This window comes from Spirochaetota bacterium, from assembly GCA_034190085.1.
In the GTDB taxonomy this organism is placed as follows: Bacteria; Spirochaetota; UBA4802; order UBA4802; family JAFGDQ01; genus JAXHTS01.
In genome coordinates this window covers 106,199-124,381 of sequence record JAXHTS010000007.1, presented here as the reverse complement: position 1 = coordinate 124,381, position 18,183 = coordinate 106,199, and the positions used below count along the sequence as shown (strand labels likewise).

General features: G+C 35.4%; 16 protein-coding genes. 14 read left to right on the top strand and 2 right to left on the bottom strand.

Features of this window, described 5'->3' with window-relative positions; all coding sequences use genetic code 11:
- Positions 1-44: 44 nt before the first annotated feature.
- From SVZ03_01735 to SVZ03_01690, 10 genes are all read left to right on the top strand, one after another.
- On the top strand, positions 45-674 hold the full coding sequence (locus SVZ03_01735) for an SH3 domain-containing protein (protein ID MDY6932928.1): 630 nt from the start codon (positions 45-47) through the stop codon (positions 672-674).
- 39 nt (positions 675-713) lie between these two features.
- Positions 714-1,436 (top strand): pseudouridine synthase, encoded by a 723-nt coding sequence (locus SVZ03_01730; GenBank protein MDY6932927.1) that lies wholly within the window; start codon positions 714-716, stop codon positions 1,434-1,436.
- Positions 1,437-1,629: 193 nt separating this feature from the next.
- Positions 1,630-2,223 (top strand): SPOR domain-containing protein, encoded by a 594-nt coding sequence (locus tag SVZ03_01725; protein MDY6932926.1) that lies wholly within the window; start codon positions 1,630-1,632, stop codon positions 2,221-2,223.
- Position 2,224: 1 nt separating this feature from the next.
- Positions 2,225-2,734, top strand: coding sequence for a GNAT family N-acetyltransferase (locus SVZ03_01720; protein ID MDY6932925.1), 510 nt, complete (start codon positions 2,225-2,227; stop codon positions 2,732-2,734).
- Between the two features lie 17 nt (positions 2,735-2,751).
- Positions 2,752-3,165 carry a PilZ domain-containing protein gene (locus SVZ03_01715; GenBank protein MDY6932924.1) on the top strand — a complete coding sequence of 138 codons (414 nt, stop codon included), beginning with the start codon at positions 2,752-2,754 and terminating at the stop codon, positions 3,163-3,165.
- Between the two features lie 249 nt (positions 3,166-3,414).
- Positions 3,415-3,969 (top strand): nitroreductase family protein, encoded by a 555-nt coding sequence (locus SVZ03_01710; protein ID MDY6932923.1) that lies wholly within the window; start codon positions 3,415-3,417, stop codon positions 3,967-3,969.
- Between the two features lie 107 nt (positions 3,970-4,076).
- A complete protein-coding gene (gene pepF / locus SVZ03_01705; protein MDY6932922.1) occupies positions 4,077-5,891 on the top strand; it encodes an oligoendopeptidase F in 1,815 nt (604 codons plus the stop codon).
- A 188-nt stretch (positions 5,892-6,079) separates the two neighbouring features.
- A complete protein-coding gene (locus SVZ03_01700) occupies positions 6,080-7,315 on the top strand; it encodes a peptidase U32 family protein (protein ID MDY6932921.1) in 1,236 nt (411 codons plus the stop codon).
- On the top strand, positions 7,312-8,577 hold the full coding sequence (gene hisS, locus SVZ03_01695) for a histidine--tRNA ligase (protein ID MDY6932920.1): 1,266 nt from the start codon (positions 7,312-7,314) through the stop codon (positions 8,575-8,577). Before SVZ03_01700 ends, hisS begins: the two co-directional genes overlap by 4 nt.
- Positions 8,578-8,836: 259 nt before the next feature.
- Positions 8,837-10,687 (top strand): hypothetical protein, encoded by a 1,851-nt coding sequence (locus SVZ03_01690; protein ID MDY6932919.1) that lies wholly within the window; start codon positions 8,837-8,839, stop codon positions 10,685-10,687.
- Position 10,688: 1 nt separating this feature from the next.
- Here the strand turns inward: SVZ03_01690 and SVZ03_01685 are convergent, their stop codons facing one another.
- Both SVZ03_01685 and SVZ03_01680 read right to left on the bottom strand, forming a co-directional pair.
- Entirely contained in the window at positions 10,689-10,967 is a 279-nt protein-coding gene (locus SVZ03_01685; protein ID MDY6932918.1) for an FmdB family zinc ribbon protein, read from the bottom strand.
- 433 nt (positions 10,968-11,400) lie between these two features.
- Positions 11,401-12,243 (bottom strand): phosphate ABC transporter substrate-binding protein, encoded by an 843-nt coding sequence (locus tag SVZ03_01680; protein ID MDY6932917.1) that lies wholly within the window; start codon positions 12,241-12,243, stop codon positions 11,401-11,403.
- A gap of 669 nt (positions 12,244-12,912) precedes the next feature.
- Here SVZ03_01680 and SVZ03_01675 point away from each other — a divergent pair.
- The 4 genes from SVZ03_01675 to SVZ03_01660 are packed head-to-tail and all read left to right on the top strand — an operon-like array spanning position 12,913 to position 17,946.
- Entirely contained in the window at positions 12,913-13,866 is a 954-nt protein-coding gene (locus SVZ03_01675; protein MDY6932916.1) for a MotA/TolQ/ExbB proton channel family protein, read from the top strand.
- Between the two features lie 35 nt (positions 13,867-13,901).
- The gene (locus tag SVZ03_01670; protein MDY6932915.1) at positions 13,902-14,336 is read left to right on the top strand and encodes a biopolymer transporter ExbD; all 435 of its coding nucleotides are present in this window, start codon (positions 13,902-13,904) and stop codon (positions 14,334-14,336) included.
- 22 nt (positions 14,337-14,358) lie between these two features.
- Positions 14,359-15,036 carry a TonB family protein gene (locus SVZ03_01665; protein ID MDY6932914.1) on the top strand — a complete coding sequence of 226 codons (678 nt, stop codon included), beginning with the start codon at positions 14,359-14,361 and terminating at the stop codon, positions 15,034-15,036.
- Positions 15,037-15,060: 24 nt separating this feature from the next.
- A complete protein-coding gene (locus SVZ03_01660; GenBank protein ID MDY6932913.1) occupies positions 15,061-17,946 on the top strand; it encodes a TonB-dependent receptor in 2,886 nt (961 codons plus the stop codon).
- Positions 17,947-18,183 lie beyond the last annotated feature (237 nt).

Below are 18,183 nucleotides of genomic sequence, written 5' to 3'. Positions count from 1 at the left end.
TATTCACTTCTTTTTTAACACAATGCATGGTGCTCTATCTATTTATGATATCAATATCATGCAACTATAATACTGAAAGGAATACGAGTCCTACTCCTGTTTCACAAAAAAAGGGGCTAATACTCATCGATAAGAGCGCATTAAGGGTAGATCCCTTTATATACTCTTCTCTGATCGATCAACTAAATCTTGGAGACATTGTCGAAATTGTTGAGGCCTCGAAGGAGAAGAGTTGGATTGGGAAGAGTGAAGATTATTGGTATAAGGTAAGATTATTTAATGGAATTGTAGGTTGGACATATGGAAAGAACATTAGGATTTTTTCGGGTAATAGCGATAAGATCATAGATGAGTTTTTATTAAGCTTTTGGGAGAAGGAATCAAAGAAATTAAAGTCCGAATTAGCGGGAACATGGTGGAGTATAAACAGTCAGGGTGATTTTACTGAACACTGTTTGGAGATATATAGAAATGGGGAATATATATCATATCGTAAGGGTGATGAGAAGATTGCCGGAGATTATAATTTTAGCTTTAAAGATAACGAGATCATTTTTTTAAATGGGACATCCTTTGGGTATAATCTTAATTATTTACAAAGGGGTAAGGAATACTATTTGAAAAAGATTCTGAGAAGGGGTGAGCTGAAATTTAGGAGGATTTCTAGAAGATGACCTTGCCCTATGAATAATGTTATTGGGGGAGGAGGTGTGGTGAGAATAAATAGATATCTCTCTCTATGTGGATTAGGTTCTAGGCGAAAGGTTGAAGACTATATCCTGACGAAAAGAATAAGGGTGAATGGCGCCATTGTTGAAGATCTCTCATTCACAGTTGATACAGTTAATGATATTGTGGAATTAGATAGGGGAAGGCTTAATCTTATTAAGAAGCTTCATTATCTTATCCTAAATAAGCCTAGGGGTTACATCACAGCAATGAGCGACTCCAGGGGACGACCGATCGTTATGGATATGATTCCAGCTATATATAAAAAGGAGAGGATCTTTCCCGTTGGAAGGTTGGATAAGGATACAGAGGGTTTGCTTCTATTTACCAATGACGGCGATATGGCATATAAGTTATCCCACCCAAAATATCACGTTACTAAGGTATATATAGTAAAATTGGATAAACCTCTAAAAAAATCACATGAATATAAGATTGAGAAGGGGATATATTTATATAACAGAAAGACTTATCCCTCTCAGATTGATACCCTTGATATTTCAAGACAAACAATAAGGATGGGGATGATGGAGGGTAGAAAAAGGCAGATAAGAATGACCTTTCAGGGATTTGGATATAGGGTAGAGGGTTTGAAAAGAATCGCCTTTGGACCTCTTGGACTATCTGGAATAGGTTCGGGACAATATAGGATTTTAACTGATAGAGAGATTAAAGCCTTAAAGGAAATTGTACAGATTCACGAATAAGTTTTTTACCTTTAAATCTTTCAATTGAATGCCGAAAATAAAAGCTAGGATGTATATTGTTTTTTATCTATATACTTCTTAATGCAGCGTAATATCAATTAATTACATGGATGTAATATATTGATATTGATAAATATTTGCGGCAAAATAATTCACGGAAGTATAATACTGCGAATAAAAGGTAAGGCTTATTATGCAGAATATGGACCATTATACTGACAGGATAAAAAAAACACCTCCTCATCACCATCAATTCTATTCAGTTGATCCAGAATTTATAAAAACATATCCTCCCAGAAATTATAAAGACGAGGAAAAGAGCAGAAGAAGGGCAAGGGGGATGATATTTATCATTATTGCCCTCTGTATCGCCTCTTATACTGTTGGATTGGTTATGGGGATAAAATTCGCTTCTGGATCAAAAAAGGAGATTGTTGATGAAGATACAAAAAAGAGAGTAACCAGCATTGGTGAAAAGGTTACACATCTAATAAAGGATGTTTCAGTTAATACAGGTGATTCTACCTTCTCAAAGAAACTTTTCCCAAGAGAAAAATTTCCCTTTGTAATAAGGGTAGGGGAAAATTATAATAGGACAAGTTCTCATGAAATCGCTTCCTCTTTGAGTAATCAGGGACATACTGTAATTTTATCGAAAAATAAGGGATATTATAGGGTGTATGTTGGACCATATCGAAATAAGGAAGAAGCGGAAATATCTCTAAAGAAGATTGAACTAAATTATAGCAAAGACCTCTACAATAAAGCATCCATTTTCAAAAGATGAAATGAAGTCAAATGACATAGGTATTAGTGTTAGAAGAGCTACCTTGGTGGATGTTGAATATATTTACCAAATAATAAAGTCATACTCTGATGAGGACATAATCCTTGCAAGAACCAGGAGCAATATTCGTAAACATATAAAACACTTTTTATTGGCTGAGATAATTGATTCCCATCATTTGAACGAAGTCGCAGGTGTTATCTCTTATTATGACTATGGCAAAGAGTTAAAGGAGGTGAGATCTTTAGCAGTTAAAAGGGAATTGTGTGGTAGGGAGATCGGCTCAACTTTATTATTATATTTAGTCAGAGAGTTATTAAACAAATACTTAACAGCGAAGATATTTACACTAACCTATTCACCGGATTTTTTTAGGAAATTCGGTTTTATCGAGATTCCCAAAGAGACTCTTCCAGAGAAGATTTGGAAAGACTGTCGAACTTGTAAAAACAAGGACAATTGCGGTGAGATAGCCCTTGTCTTCTCTGATCATAAAACAGCTCCTATCTGACAATGATTGATAGAGCAATGGAAAGAAGAAACTTTGATAGATTAAAAACTACTGCCCTTTTTGTTGAATATAAAACAAATGAGAGTGATGTTGTATTTAAAGTAGAGATTATTAATCTCAGCGCGGGTGGAGTCTGTTTTTTAAGAAACTCGACAATAAATCAGAATGACGTTATTCAAATAAAATTCCCCTTTAGATCAAGAAGGATTATTATGACTGGCAAGGTATTGAGAATAGATGGGAAAGAGGTAGCAGTACAATTTCTAAATCCTGAAGATGAGATAGAGCGATTTGTTAAGATTTTCAATAAAGAATACCCTTATCTGAAGAGACAGTTAATACAAAAAGATGATAATTACCTATTGATGCAAAACAAGGAAGCAGTTGATGATGAAGACTTGAAGAATATATTTGATATTGATAATGACTAAAATTCCTATGGAGGTTCGAAAATTAGTTGTCTATTAATATGTTTTATTACAATACTTGTATGAATCTTTTTTTCGAAATTCAACTCATACAATTCATTCAGCTAAAGATATCTAAAATAAAATGAGTTCAATTATTCGACATAACTTGAGGATGGCCATTAAACTCGAAGGTCTTTTCAACTCTACAATGCTGGGAAGAAATCATCATTTCACATAGATTACCTATCCTTATACTATTTGGAGGTTAATATGCTGTTACAGGAAGCAATTCTAAAGAGGAGAAGCATTAGAAATTTCACTGATTATTATGTTAGTAATGAAGAGATAAGAGAGATAATCGAGGCAGCAAGATGGGCTCCATCATGGGCGAATACACAAACCTGGGAGTTTGTTATAATCAGAGAAAAGAATCTTATTAAAGAGGTGACAGCCACATATTCAGAGAAGAATCCAGCTACCAAATGCTCGAATGCTGCATCGGTCTTGATCATCGCTTGTGCTAAAAGGGGGGTTGCAGGATATAAACAAGGAATTAAAAGGACTAAATTTTCCGAATGGTTCATGTTTGATCTAGGTATGGCGGTTCAGAATATTAGTTTAAAGGCTCATGAGTTAGGTCTGGGAAGCGTGGTTGTTGGACTCTTGGATCATGATGCCTGCAGGAAGTTAATTGAACTTCCTGAGGATTATGAGGTTGTTGTTGTTGTGCCAATAGGTAAACCAGCAACAGAGGTGAAGGAGGGACCTCCTCGTAAGGAGCTTAATGAATTTACTCATTCTAATAGATTCGGACAATCACTGTAGAAATAGACCTTCTTGGATTACTCTATTTACATAAGGGTAAGCTATCTAATCATGTTGAAATATTTATGTTAAAGTAATACATCTGCTAAGGAGGGGTTGACACTCCTATGAGTATTAATAAACATATTCCCCAGAGGGATGAAATCCTTGATAAACACAAATGGAATCTTTCACACCTTTTTAATAGCGATGAGGGGTGGGAGTCCCTTTATGGAGAATTGGAAGAAGGAATAAAGGGATACGCTTCCTTCAAAGGATATTTAGGTGAGTCGGTTGATCTATTCAGTAAGGCGATTGAGTTTGATTTAGAGATATCGAGAAGGATGGATAGGCTTTTTACATATGCTCATCTAAAGAGTGATGAGGATAAAACAAATCAGGAGTATTTTGGATTTCAACAGAGAGCTATAGCCCTTCATGCAAGAATCTCGGAGCTTTCAAGTTTTATGACGCCTGAAATACAGGCCATTCCTGAAGATGATATGAATGGTTATATCAAGGATGAGAGGATTAAGAAATATTCTTTTCACCTTGAGAAGATACTTAGATTTAGAGAACATACGCTTTCAGAGGGGGTTGAAGAGGTTTTGGCGATGTCCAGGGAGATCGCCTATGCGCCGTCACTTTTTTTTACTCAACTCGATAATGCTGACCTGAAGTTTGGTATGCTTGAGGATGAAGATGGGAATGAAATAGAATTGAGCCATGGAAATTTTGTACATTTTTTGATGAGCAGAAATAGCAAGGTGAGAGAGAAAGCCTTTTCCCAGTACTATGGGGCTTACAAGGATCATAAGCATAGTATTGCAGCTTCATTATCCTCTTCAATCAAGAAGGATAGCATATATGCGAGAATCAGAAAATTTAATAGCAGTAAGAGCGCTTCAATATTCCCAGATAATATCCCTGAAGAGGTTTATGATAATCTGGTTGATGTAGTTAAAGGGAACCTCTCACCCCTATTTGAATATTTAGATTTCAGGAAGAAGGTTTTAGGTTTAAAGGTTCAGCGCTTTTGTGACATCTATGCCCCAATAGTTGATGACATCAAATTTGGGATGCCTTTTGAGGAAGCTGTAGACCTTTGTGCAAATGCTTTAGCACCATTGGGTGATGAGTATGTAAGAATAATGAGAGAGGGGCTTTTGGGGGGATGGGTTGATAGATATGAGAATCGTGGAAAGAGAAGCGGGGCTTATTCCTCGGGATGTTACGATTCTCCCCCATATATACTATTGAACTATCATGATGATAATATTAATAGCATATATACATTAATTCATGAGGCTGGTCATTCCATGCATTCCTATTATTCTGCAAAAACTCAGCCCTATGTATATCATAGCTATTCAATATTTGTTGCAGAAGTAGCATCCACCTTCAATGAAGTGCTTCTAAGCAATTATCTCTTAAGTCGCTATAAGGACGACAATAGGATGAGGGCATATATTCTCAATCGTGAGATAGATAATATACGAGGTACCCTTTTCAGGCAAACCATGTTTGCTCATTTCGAAAATATTACACATAATATGGTGGAAGAGAATAAAGCACTCACACTTGACATCCTAACATCAACCTATAAGGAATTGCTTGAGATATATTTTGGAGATACAGTAGAAATAGATGAGTCAATTGTATTAGAGTGTTTGAGAATACCACATTTTTATTCTTCCTTTTATGTCTATCAATACGCGACAGGTATATCAGCTAGTATTGCACTGGCCAAAAGAGTCCAACAGGGTGGAGAGCTGGCAAGGGATGCATATCTTAAGTTTTTATCTATGGGAAGCAGCGCGTTTCCTATTGATGAGTTGCTCGTTGCTGGTGTTGATATGCGAAGTGAGCAACCGATAATTGACGCGGTAACTTATTTTAAGGATCTGGTTGGCAAGTTTATTCAGGTTTATAATGAGTTATGAGTTGAAATTAATTTTGATATGTGTATTAATTGTAATAACCTAACTAATTCCTGATCGCTTACATCGGCTACATGGGACGATATTCTGCAACTTTATATTCATAATGGTGTATTCACCCTTTTCGTAAAACATTGTGCAGAATGTAATTCCCCAAACAATAATGGCATAATAAATGAACAAAATCGGAAATGACCATATCGATAGACAATGGAAATAATATTGAGATTGTTTCACCAGCGGGCAACCTTGAAAAATTAAAGATTGCGGTAAGGTTTGGCGCTGATGCAGTATATTTTGGCGGGAAAAGATTTAATCTTCGTAATAATACAGGCAATCTATCATTGCAAGAGATAGAAGAGGCGTTAACCTTTTGCAAAACACACAGAGCAAGAACCATATTCCTCTTGAATTCGTTTCTACATGAAGGTGAGATAAGAGAGGCAGAGGGATACATTGAGGAGATAAAGGATTTCAAATTTGATGCCTTTGTTGTCTCTGACCCAGGTATGTTTGTTTTACTGAAAGAGAAGGGAATTGATTCAAATATTCATTTATCAACCCAGTTCTCGATACTTAACCATTTATCTATCAAATTTTGGAATAGCCTGGGGATAAATAGGATCATTCTTGCAAGGGAGACTACGCTTGATGAGATAAAGAGCATTAGGGAACATACTGATGCGGAGATCGAGATATTCGTTCATGGCGCGCTATGCATATCCTATTCTGGCAGGTGTCTCCTTAGCAGATATCTCTCAGGCAGAGATGCAAACCAGGGAAACTGTTCCCATCCATGCAGGTGGAATTATGCGTTAGTTGAGGAGAAGCGTAATGGTAATCATATGGATATAATAGAGTATGCATCGGGCACTGAAATATTATCATCAAAAGATCTATGTCTGATTGAAAGGCTTTCTGATTATATCTCTGCTGGGGTGAACGCCTTTAAAATTGAGGGTCGTATGAAATCCCTATATTACACAGCAAATACAACCAGAATCTATAGCCATGCTGTTAGAGTTTTAACAGAAGGGTGTATAAATGGAAATCATATGCCTTTCTGGTTGAGCGAACTCGATTTAGTTAGTCATAGACCCTATACTGATAACCTTTTTAATGAATTTGATGATTTGGAGTTTAGCAAAGTCCCATATATCAGAAAGGCCTTATTCTTGGGATATTACTTGAGACAGGGTAAGGATAAAACCGAGGCTTTTGTCAAAACCTTTAATCCTATATATCAGGGTGAGGAGATAGAGGCGATATTCCCAATCCAAGGTGATACTGTTCAGGATGATAAATTTCATATAAGAGAGATTATTGAGGATGAAGAGAGTGTTGAGATGGCACAGCCTGGAAGAGAATGCCTTATTAAATTTGATAAAGGGATCAATAATGATGCTGTATTTAGAAGGAGAAGATGATGCTGACCAGTCCCCCTGGATTTGAGGATGTTTTTCCTGATTCTGTTTTGAGATGGGATTTAATAACTAAAACTGTAAGGGAGGTCTTTAAGGTTTATAATTACAAGGAGATCATTGTGCCTGTACTTGAGTATACAGAGGTGTTTTCGAGGGGTATTGGAAATGAGACGGATATTGTTTCCAAGGAGATGTTTTCCTTTAATGATAGGGGTGGAAGAGGCCTTACTCTGAGACCCGAAGGAACAGCTTCCGTTGTGCGTGCCTATGTTGGGAACGGCAATTACAACAGGCTTTCAAACAGCAAATTGTTCTACATTGGCCCAATGTTTAGAGCTGAAAGACCTCAGAAGGGACGGCTAAGGCAATTTAATCAATTCGGGTGTGAATCTTTCGGAAGCGATAATCCCTTTTATGATTATGAGATAATCTCCATGATGCATACAATCAGCAGCAGGTTGGATATTAATGATTATTCTCTTCTCATCAATTCAATTGGATGTCTTGAATGTAGGGTTGATTATATTACGGAACTAAAAGAATACTACAGGAATCGAGTTAATAATCTCTGTGATGATTGTATGAAGAGGTTCGATAGAAATCCTTTAAGGATTTTAGATTGTAAGAAGGGGGAGTGTGTATCCTTAAAACTAGGCGCTCCAAAGATATTATCTTATATATGTGATAATTGCAGAAACCATTACAATCAGTTAAAAGAACTTCTTAATATGAATAATATAGACTATATTGAGGAACCATATCTTGTGAGGGGTCTTGACTACTACACAAAAACGACCTTCGAGTTTGTAAGTGATAGACTTGGCGGGCAGAATGCATTCGCTGCAGGGGGAAGATACGACAATCTTGTGGAAGTATTTGGAGGGAAGCCAACACCTGCAGTTGGATTTGCCGCTGGTATTGAAAGGATAAACCTACTCATTGAAGATAATAGTGTAATTGCTGACTCTCTTGATATTTTCATAGTATATTCTGGAGACTTGGGGTATAGACGCGCTCTTGATCTTGCTGGCATGTTTAGGGTCCATAACATATCAGTAGATATGGATCCTGGTTCTAGGGGATTTAAGTCCCAGTTTAAGAAAGCTGATCGTGAAAACGCCAGGCTTGCAATAATAATCGGCGAGGGTGAGTTGGCTGAAGATAGTTGCACTGTTAAAGACATGAAAACGGGAAACCAGGAGCAAGTGCATATTGATAATGTCCTAAATCATGTAATTGCATTTTTGAATGTGACAGCAATGTAAATGATGTGATTTATCCCAACATTAGGGAAGATGTGATACATCTTGCTAAGGGAGATGGATATACAAAATTTTTCCTCCATCAACTCAATGAGATAGTCTTGCTTAAGGGATGCTGATTACAAATAAAAAGTTTGAAATATTGATAATTAGGTCATTATAATTGTTATGTAATATAAAGGTGAATCCGTAAAGCATTAAGGAATAAGTGATTTCAAATGGGAATGGATACACAATTGATATAATAAGAGAAGATGTAATTATGAAAAATATTAATACAATTGATCCCAGAGATAATTTTACGTTCCTTGATAAAAAGACAGCAAACGAGCCCTATATATTCGAGGTGTTGAATGAGATATTAGCATTCCAGAGACAGTCGCTGCCCTCAGGCGAAAAGCCTATGGCAAACCTGGAATTGTTGAAGAAATCCAGAAATATTTCTATACCATTTACTACAACAAGGGGCAAAACCATTGAGTATCTTATTGATTTATTATTTAAAAGATATTCCAATTTCGTAAAACCAGTTGTATCATTTGAATTTCAGGTTGAGGAACCATCAAAAAAGTTGAAGGTTGACGAGATTGTAGAATATACTGTAATGCTCAACAATGCGGATTATGAGAAGATTGTCTCAATAAGGGATGTCAAATCGCTAGAGAACCTATTAAAACTATTAAAAAAATATAGACTATTTAACCTTTCCAAACTCCTCCAAAAAACAAAGAATAAAACACATTTATCGAGAATTATTAAGCTTGAATTGGGGAAGCAGATATTTGTGTATAAGAACTATAATATCAATGAAAACAAGATTGAACAGGCGGAAGATTATTGTTTTTGTTCTGAAAATTATAATGCTGTAAAAGAATCATTGAACCTAAATAAGCTTAGGGAAATAATTTCATACTACTCTGAATCCGTTAGAAGAGAATTAAAGAAATTTGGATTATTGAATGCTGATTTCACCCACTATAGGGATTCTAAGATAGATTATCTATTTAGCATTCTTTTAGATGATCTCTCAACCACATTATCAGAAAAAGATTTAATTGAAGTAAAGAACATTCGTTCATTGGTGAGTTGTCTGTTAAAGGTAGATAAGATTTTAGATCCAGTGCAGACTCATAATGAAGACATTATTAAGTTTATTCGGGAACAGGTGTTTTGCTCAGAAACGGATATTTGTAACGTAATTACTGAACTCAATCATGAACTCGTAAAGAAATGGGCAACAGAAGAGAATCTTAGACACAACAGGATATTATCTTTTTTCCATGATGATGGAGAAACCTACTATATTGATGGAACGAAATTTTATAACGTAATTTCAGAACTCAATCAGTTAATTCTATATCAGCCTGAAAAGTTAGCAAATTTATCTCATTATGAAAAGCAGAAAAAACATTTCCAAATGGAAGTGTTTTACAAGCTGGCAATCAATCTGCTCTCAACAGAGGAGAAAATACAGTCCATTTTGAGCATAAATTACAATAAGGTCGATATCCTGCAAAAGATAGTAGAAGAGTATGGAGACTACAAAAAGAAGTTAGCTATTAAGGATGATTATGAGAAGAAGTTCACTGAACAGAAAAAGAGAAGGTCAATACTGAGGGTAATAATTCAATTTTTTAGTTCATTATTTAAGAAGAAGGATAAAAAAATAGATAAAACACTCACTCACCAGACTGCTAAACCCGTTAAAGAGATGTCTAAAGAGGCAAATCATGTCTACAAAAAAGCTCTTAATAAAAATGCCCCTATTATTCCCCTTTCCGATCTAATTGAAATAACGCCAGAAAATGATGCATTGATAGATAAAATCATAAATGAGTTGAGAGATCATAATGTCAAGATTGTTGTTCCTATTTATAATGCAAGAAGTGTTTTATATCCTAAAAGGAGTCAAAATCTGTTGATGTCTGATATGGAATATCTTCTATTATCTCCAAGTATTGTTAAGTCTCCGGAAATTATTAGAAATTTTGTGGATTCTTTACTCGGTTATAAAGTTAAGAATGAAATCATGCCCAGCAAAGCTTTAATTGTTATTGAGAAATATCTTCTAACGCTATACAATCAGAAAAGATCCCAATTAATAAAAAAATAGACTATGCGCTGCGCTCCTTTTTTGTGGTGTTGGCAGGTTTGGGATCTGCCTCCACTTTATTATCACTCTTAATAGTTTTTTTCTCCTTTTGAGAATCATTTTTTTTATAGTCATTCACATAGAAGCCTGAACCCTTAAATATAATACCTGCACCAGCTCCAAACAACCTCCTAACCTCATTGCCGCATCGTTCACACTTCTTAACAGGCTCATCCTTCATAGACTGGAATACATCAAATCTATGTTTACACATTTTGCACTCATACTCATAAGTTGGCACTTTAATCCTCCAATGGTAGTCAAAAAAATTATCGAAACAAAGCCACAACGATAATATAATACTATTTTGTATTTATTTCAAATATATAATAGCATCAATTTGCATCAGAGTTTATCTAAGTCAACAAAAAAAAATTTCAATCGTCTCAGCTATGTGAGAATATAAACAAAATGAATTATCGAATAATTAATTTTAAATAAGTTATCTCAAGAATTCCTTGATATATGAGGTTTTGAAGAAGTGTTTGCTGTATTGAAAATATCAGAAATTTTTCAATTTAAGGGGGGGGATATTAGGATGATACTGTAGTGCTTCCCGTTAAGATAAATACACTCTCAAAATATTCCTACACATAACATATTCAGATGCATTATTCTGATTGATTTTGAAATATGCTTTTTTTAAAATTTAACAATAATAATTGATGTATATTTTACAGGGGGATAAATCCTGCTTCTTTTACAGTTCTCTGTCCTTTCTCAGAAAACATAAAATCTATAAAAGAAGTAATTTCTTCAGAGGCATTTTTTTTATCTATGATCATATATAATTTTCTACTAATAGGATATTTGCCACTCATTCCATTCTTTAGTTCTGGTTCTATAGAATTTAACTTCAATGCCTTTACACTATTATTAAGATATCCCAATCCTATATATCCAATTGCCCCTGGTGTTGATGAAACTGTATAAACCATTGCAGAATTAGCCGCAACCCGTACAGCCTTGCGTACAATCTTATCTTCTTTAATTACCATCTTGTTCCAGATGCCATAGGTCCCTGAACTATTATCTCTAGAAATTACTACTATCTTGTTATCTACGCTGCCTAACTGACTCCAGTTTGTAATTTTTCCGCTATATATATTATGAAGTTCCTTTAATGTGAGATTTTCTATTTTATTTGAGGGATGAACAATAATTATTATCATATCATATGCTATGACTATTTCTTCAATATTCATCTTTTTCTGCTTGGCCAGTGCAAGTTCTTTATCATTGAGAGCCCTTGATGTGCTGGCTATATCGCATATGCCATCTATAAGCCCTTTTATGCCATTTCCAGAACCAGTGGCAGATATGGTTATGGAGATATTATTTTGTTGCATAAACACCTCAGTGGCCCTAAAAACAATTGGCAATAGTGTAGTTGATCCCTTTATTGATATTTTATCCTCTCTATTGTTTTCTTTGGAGCATTGTGATAATGCTATCAATATTAACAGTATAATATATTTAACCAAGACTTTAATTTCTCTATTGTTTTTTAATGTCATGACTTATAATTGTTTTATATTGATAAAAGTTTTAGATTATATTTTTATATGATCAATATCATAATATTGCTGAAACTATAAGTACAGTGTATACGAATAGCATCCAGAGGATCGCATGTATGAAATCCTTAATTGTCAAATCCAACATTATTTCCCCCTCTCTTTCTATCCTATTAAAAAAATATCTCAAGTTATTGTTCATGTTAGATAATAATTTTTTTTAAAGAAAAAATAAAAATTATATAAATTAATCCCATTATCTAGATAAGTTCGATAACGACTTTAATATTTTCTCAACTTCACTATCCTACAAATTGAGAAGTAACATCAAGAAAAAGGGGTAGTTGTTAGCCTATGCATTATATATAAAATTTGATTTTTTGGAGTAAGTCTTTTGTTTTATGAAAGAAAATATATTTTCCCACAATTTTTAAATATGATCTTTATAGTATTAACAATATGACAGTCATGTTGAGCAATTAAATGTATTATTTATAAAATCTTTATTATTTCTTCAAAATCATCACTATATCTTAAAATCGAAATCATTCCATGACTTTAGTATATGCCTGATCATATTTTGACAGGCTTGAGTGTATACAAAATTAAATTACAATATAATTAACTATTATTGTGGATTAACAGATTCAATGGACCGGAGGAAGAGCAATGAGAGTTTTGGAGTCTCGAGGTAAACAAAATTTAATGATGATATGTGATTCTAAAAGGATGATGACAGCGGTTGTGCTAATGCTGTTAGTGGTTTCATATTGGATTTTCAGTAATGATCATTCCAACCAGCAGATGCTATACGCTTCCAAACAAGCGGTATCAAGTATCAATAATCTTGAAGAATCAGGTGGCAATAATGGTATTCAACAAAACAAAGAAGGGGAAACGCTGGAATCAGTGGTAACTACAATGGAATCTGAAGAGAGCGAAACGGCTTATTTAGCAGATGCTGGAGAGTTTACAGTTGAGAATTTCGATCCAACTGTATGGGTTCTCATCTTTCTATTTAATGTAGCGCTTGCTGTTTCTATAGAAAGGGCCTGGTTTCTTTATAAAAACCGCGGAAATAACTCAGAGCTTGTGAATGTTTTAACCAAAGAATTGACTCAGAACAGTAGTGATTATTCACAACTTATGAAAACAATTAAGGATAAAAAGTATGGTATGGAAGGACGCGTTGCAGCAAAGACAATGGAGGGTTGGTCCTATGGACAGAACGCGATGTCCGAATTTTCAAAGGCAGCTTTAGGGGCAGAAAACCGCGCATTAGATAAGCGGCTTGTTATACTCTCCACACTGGGCAACAACACCCCATTTATTGGGCTTCTAGGAACTGTTCTGGGTATTATGAAGGCCTTTCGTGATCTTGCATTGGTTGGAGATGCAGGACCATCAGTTGTTATGAAGGGTATATCAGAAGCTTTAATTGCAACAGCATTTGGCTTAGGGGTAGCCATACCCTGTGTGATAGCCTTTAATGTGTTTTCCAAACAGGTTAAAAATAGGTTATCAAATGCACAAGAAATTGTGGATATGCTTTCTGGCCTGAGATCGGTTTTCGAGAGAAAGGATTCTGACGATTTGTCACAATCACCTTTAAAAGTAATATAATAAATCTATAATACAATAGAGTAAGGAGAATCATAATGGCTGGTAACTCATCATCAGGAAATGAAACAGAAATAAGCGGTATCAATGTGACGCCACTAGTGGATATTATGCTTGTGCTCGTAATTATTATAATGGTAACGGCTGAATTTACCAAATACAGAACAGTGCCAATTGCGTTGCCGAAGGTTAATGCCGCTGCGATTAAGAGAGAGCCCCATAAAATAGCGCTAACTATAAAACCTAATGGCGAGGTTTACTGGAATGATAAAAAGATAGACAAATTGGATACACTCCCTGTTCAGCTAAAAACGGCCAAGAGGCTTCATCCTGACACGGCAGTGATTCTTCGAGCAGAGGGAAAGACTGAATATCAACAGCTTTTAAATCTGCTGGATGAGGTTAAGCTTGCAGGTATATCAAAGGTCGGGCTTGCAGTTGATTCAAACAAGAAAAAGAGAGTAAAACTTTAATGAACAGGGGGGTGTACATTTTATGAATTCATATGAGAATCCTTCAGTAAGGGATGTAAATAATATATTTTCAAGACTGCAAGTTTATAATACTTTCTTCGAAGAAAATAGTATAAGTTGGTGGCAAAGGCATATTGTATTTCCAATTTTTTTTATTACTGCCTTTATAGGTTATTTTATTTTTTCTATTAATTGGGATTTTTTTGATGAGGTAAGAAACAGGATGTATGATGAGATGGTAGTTACTATTGTGGACTTTGGAGATTTTGTTCCGTTAAAAAAAAGGGCTAGCGGTGGATCTTATGTAGAGATTGATGAGGTTTTTGGTAATCAATACATAAAGGATAAAAAGAAGGAATTCAATCCTGATAGAGATATCATAGATCCTCGAATCGGTACAGCTGTTAATCCAGTCATAAGCAATGCAACCGCTCCGATTGATCTTAATCCAGAGATAATGCCAAGCTATACAGCAGCGGCAAGATCATATGGAATTGAGGGAACTGTAATTCTAGAACTTATTATCAGTGATGAAGGTGAAGTGCTTCGCGCTAGATCAGTGGGTAAGAAGCTGGGATATGGTCTAGAGCGGATGGCAATTAAATGTTATGAGGGTAAGAGATATAAGCCCAGTATAGATAGTGATGGGAAGAAAATAACTGTCAAAATATTTCAGCCTGTCAGATTTCAATTATTATAGTATAAATGATTATCGGGAGAAGATATGAAAAAGTCAGCACTCAACAGCAGAATTCTACAAAAAGTCTTAATGGTTATTCTAATTATGTTTACCCCCCTTACGCTCTATGCACAAAAGACTACTGACGTCTCAGGTAAGGTTATTGATTCTATGACCGGTGAACCCTTAATCGGAGTAAATGTAATTATTCAAACACTTAAAATATATTCTATTACAGATATAAATGGTAAATACACCCTTCAGGATGTTCCTGAAGGTAAGCAGAATATACTATTTCAAATGATGGGGTATGATAAGACTCTATCAGCGATAAATGTAAAACCAGGTGAAAAGAATATTGTTAATATCAGCCTCTCATACAAGACAGCAGAAGAGGTTGTCGTCACTGGCCGTAGGATCAATAATACCGAGGCAGCACTTCTAAGCAAGAGAAAAAAGGCACCTGTGGCTCAGGACGCCATAAGTTCTGAACAAATCTCTAAATCACCGGATAGCGATGCATCAGATGCTGCTAAAAGAGTAACTGGAGTTACTATAGTAGATGGTAAGACAGTTTATATCCGGGGACTCGGTGAGCGATATTCGAGTGTTATGTTCGCTGGTTCAACAATCCCATCTCCTGACCCAGACAAGAGGGTGGTTCCATTGGATATATTTCCGGTTGGGCTGCTTGATAATCTTGTGATTATTAAGGCTTACACCCCGGATATACCAGGAGAGTTTGCAGGGGGCATAGTGCAGATCAATCCAAGGGATTATCCGGATAAAGCCACCTTTAAGGTTTCAATTGGGTCAGGCTATCATTCAAATACAACAGGCAAGGATTTTTTGACCTACGATGGGGGCAAATATGATTGGTTTGGCATTGATGACGGCACAAGAGAATTGCCGGATGGGATAAAAGATGATTATGTAAATGATATTTTCTACACTCCCAAGCGGATTGCCCAGATTGGTAGAGAGTTTAAGAATGAATACACGCCGAATACAACGGATGGCAAGTTCCCTTTTAAAGTCAACTTCTCTTATGGTGATAGCTATAATATTGGTAAGAATAAGACTTTGGGACTAATTTTTTCCGGATTGTTTAAGGAGAGTTCCAAAAATAAAGATATTCATTTTTTTCGAGTAAGTGATAACTGGAATACAATTAAAGATTATCATATTGATAAATCAACATATTCGACAAACAAGGGCCTGCTCATATCATCATCACTCAATGCAGGCACAGACAAATTACGTTTAACATCATTCTATTCCCACCAGTCAGATGATAACACATCAGAATATTTTGGCTACAATAATGACAGGCAGGAGTCTACAGTTGCTGGCGCTGTCAGCACGGCTAAAATATATAAACTTCAATTTATTACTACAGGCCTTTTCTTCAGTCAAATTAACGGAGAGCATTATTTTGAAAAAATATTTAAGACCATTTTAGATTGGACCGCATCTTACTCAAGGGCCTCAAGATATGAACCGGATACTAGGACAAGTCAGCTTATTGATTTGAACTCTACTGGTAGTTTTATTGTATATAGGTCGGATGATGTAAAACGATTTTTCCAGGAACATGATGACTCAGTCTATGGTTTTTCGCCGTCCTTAACTATTCCCTTTAAGCAGTGGAATGGTCTATCATCTAAATTAAATATTGGAGGGGCTATTACATATCGAGAAAGGGATTCAGAGTCACGGACATTTCTTTGGGATAATGGCAATAGCCTGGGATCAATATCCACAACGCCTGAACCATTAGAAAACCTCCTTTCGCCTGGATTTATTGTCGCACCAGGTGATGAAGATCCAACACACTATTTTATTAAAGAGGCATCAGGCGAGAATGACTACTATACCGGCAAACTGACTATCATAGCGGGTTATGGACAGTTTGATATGCCCATAATTCCCAGATTAAGATTTGTCGGTGGTCTGAGATATGAGTATTCAGATATGGATGTGATAACATATAATCCAATTTTGAAAGAGGAGAAGGATCTAAGTAAAGAACCATTAGAAGAAGATAACATTATGCCCGGTGTAAGTGTCACTTATTCTGCAACAAAGAACACCAATCTAAGATTCGCATACAGTAAAACTGTAGCACGACCCGATTTTAGAGAAGTCACTGAATTTAAGTATTCTCCCATGATATCCTCGGAGGTTTTAATAGGTAATCCAGATCTAGAGCAGTGTGATATACATAATTATGATCTAAGGGTTGAATGGTTCCCTTCTGCATCCGAAATATTAGCTCTATCCCTGTTTTATAAGGACATGGAAAAGCCGATAGAATTGCTTGAGGTCACAGGTACACCAGGTTCAACCACATTGAAGTACCAGAATGCAGAATCTGCTGAAAATATGGGTATTGAGTTTGAGGTTAAGAAAACCTTTAGTTTTATTTCAGATTTATTCAACCTAGAATCATCAAATATTAAAAATATCTTAGGTGATTTATCATTTTCCACGAATATTGCCTTCATCCATTCAAATGTTGATGTTGAGGATATTGAATCCGCAAAGTACACAACAGACGATAGACCCTTGCAGGGACAATCTCCATATGTTCTAAACTCATCGCTTAATTATAACAATGATAATATAGGACTTAACGGCACACTCCTTTACAATATTTACGGAAGGAGGATAGTAAAGGTTGGAACAATTTATGGAACAAATCCGAGGGGTGATATATACGAAGAGCCAGTCGGAAAGCTTGATTTTGTTGCCAAACAAAAGTTGTTTTCAAAGGGCCATTTGAAAATATCCATATCCAATATACTTGATCCTGCAATTGAAATTAGTCAAAAGAGACCAAAAAGCGGGACTAGCTTGGAGAAAAAATTTACCCTTGAATCATATAGAGAGGGACGCAACTATAGTATTAGCTATAGTTATAACTTATAAATAGGGTATCCCTAAATGTTCTATTTTAGTGTTGTTTGAGAATTTTTTTAATCTACATCAGTGATATTTATTGAAAACCGATGTGTTAACAAATTTTAATAAAGGAGGTGATACAAAATCAAATGTAAAAAGCTAGGGCTGCAGACAATTTATTTGCCAAGTCAGCCCTTAGTAAGTTATTAATTGTATGATGCTATATTAGCATAGCAGATTAACAAAATGTCAAGAATAAATTAA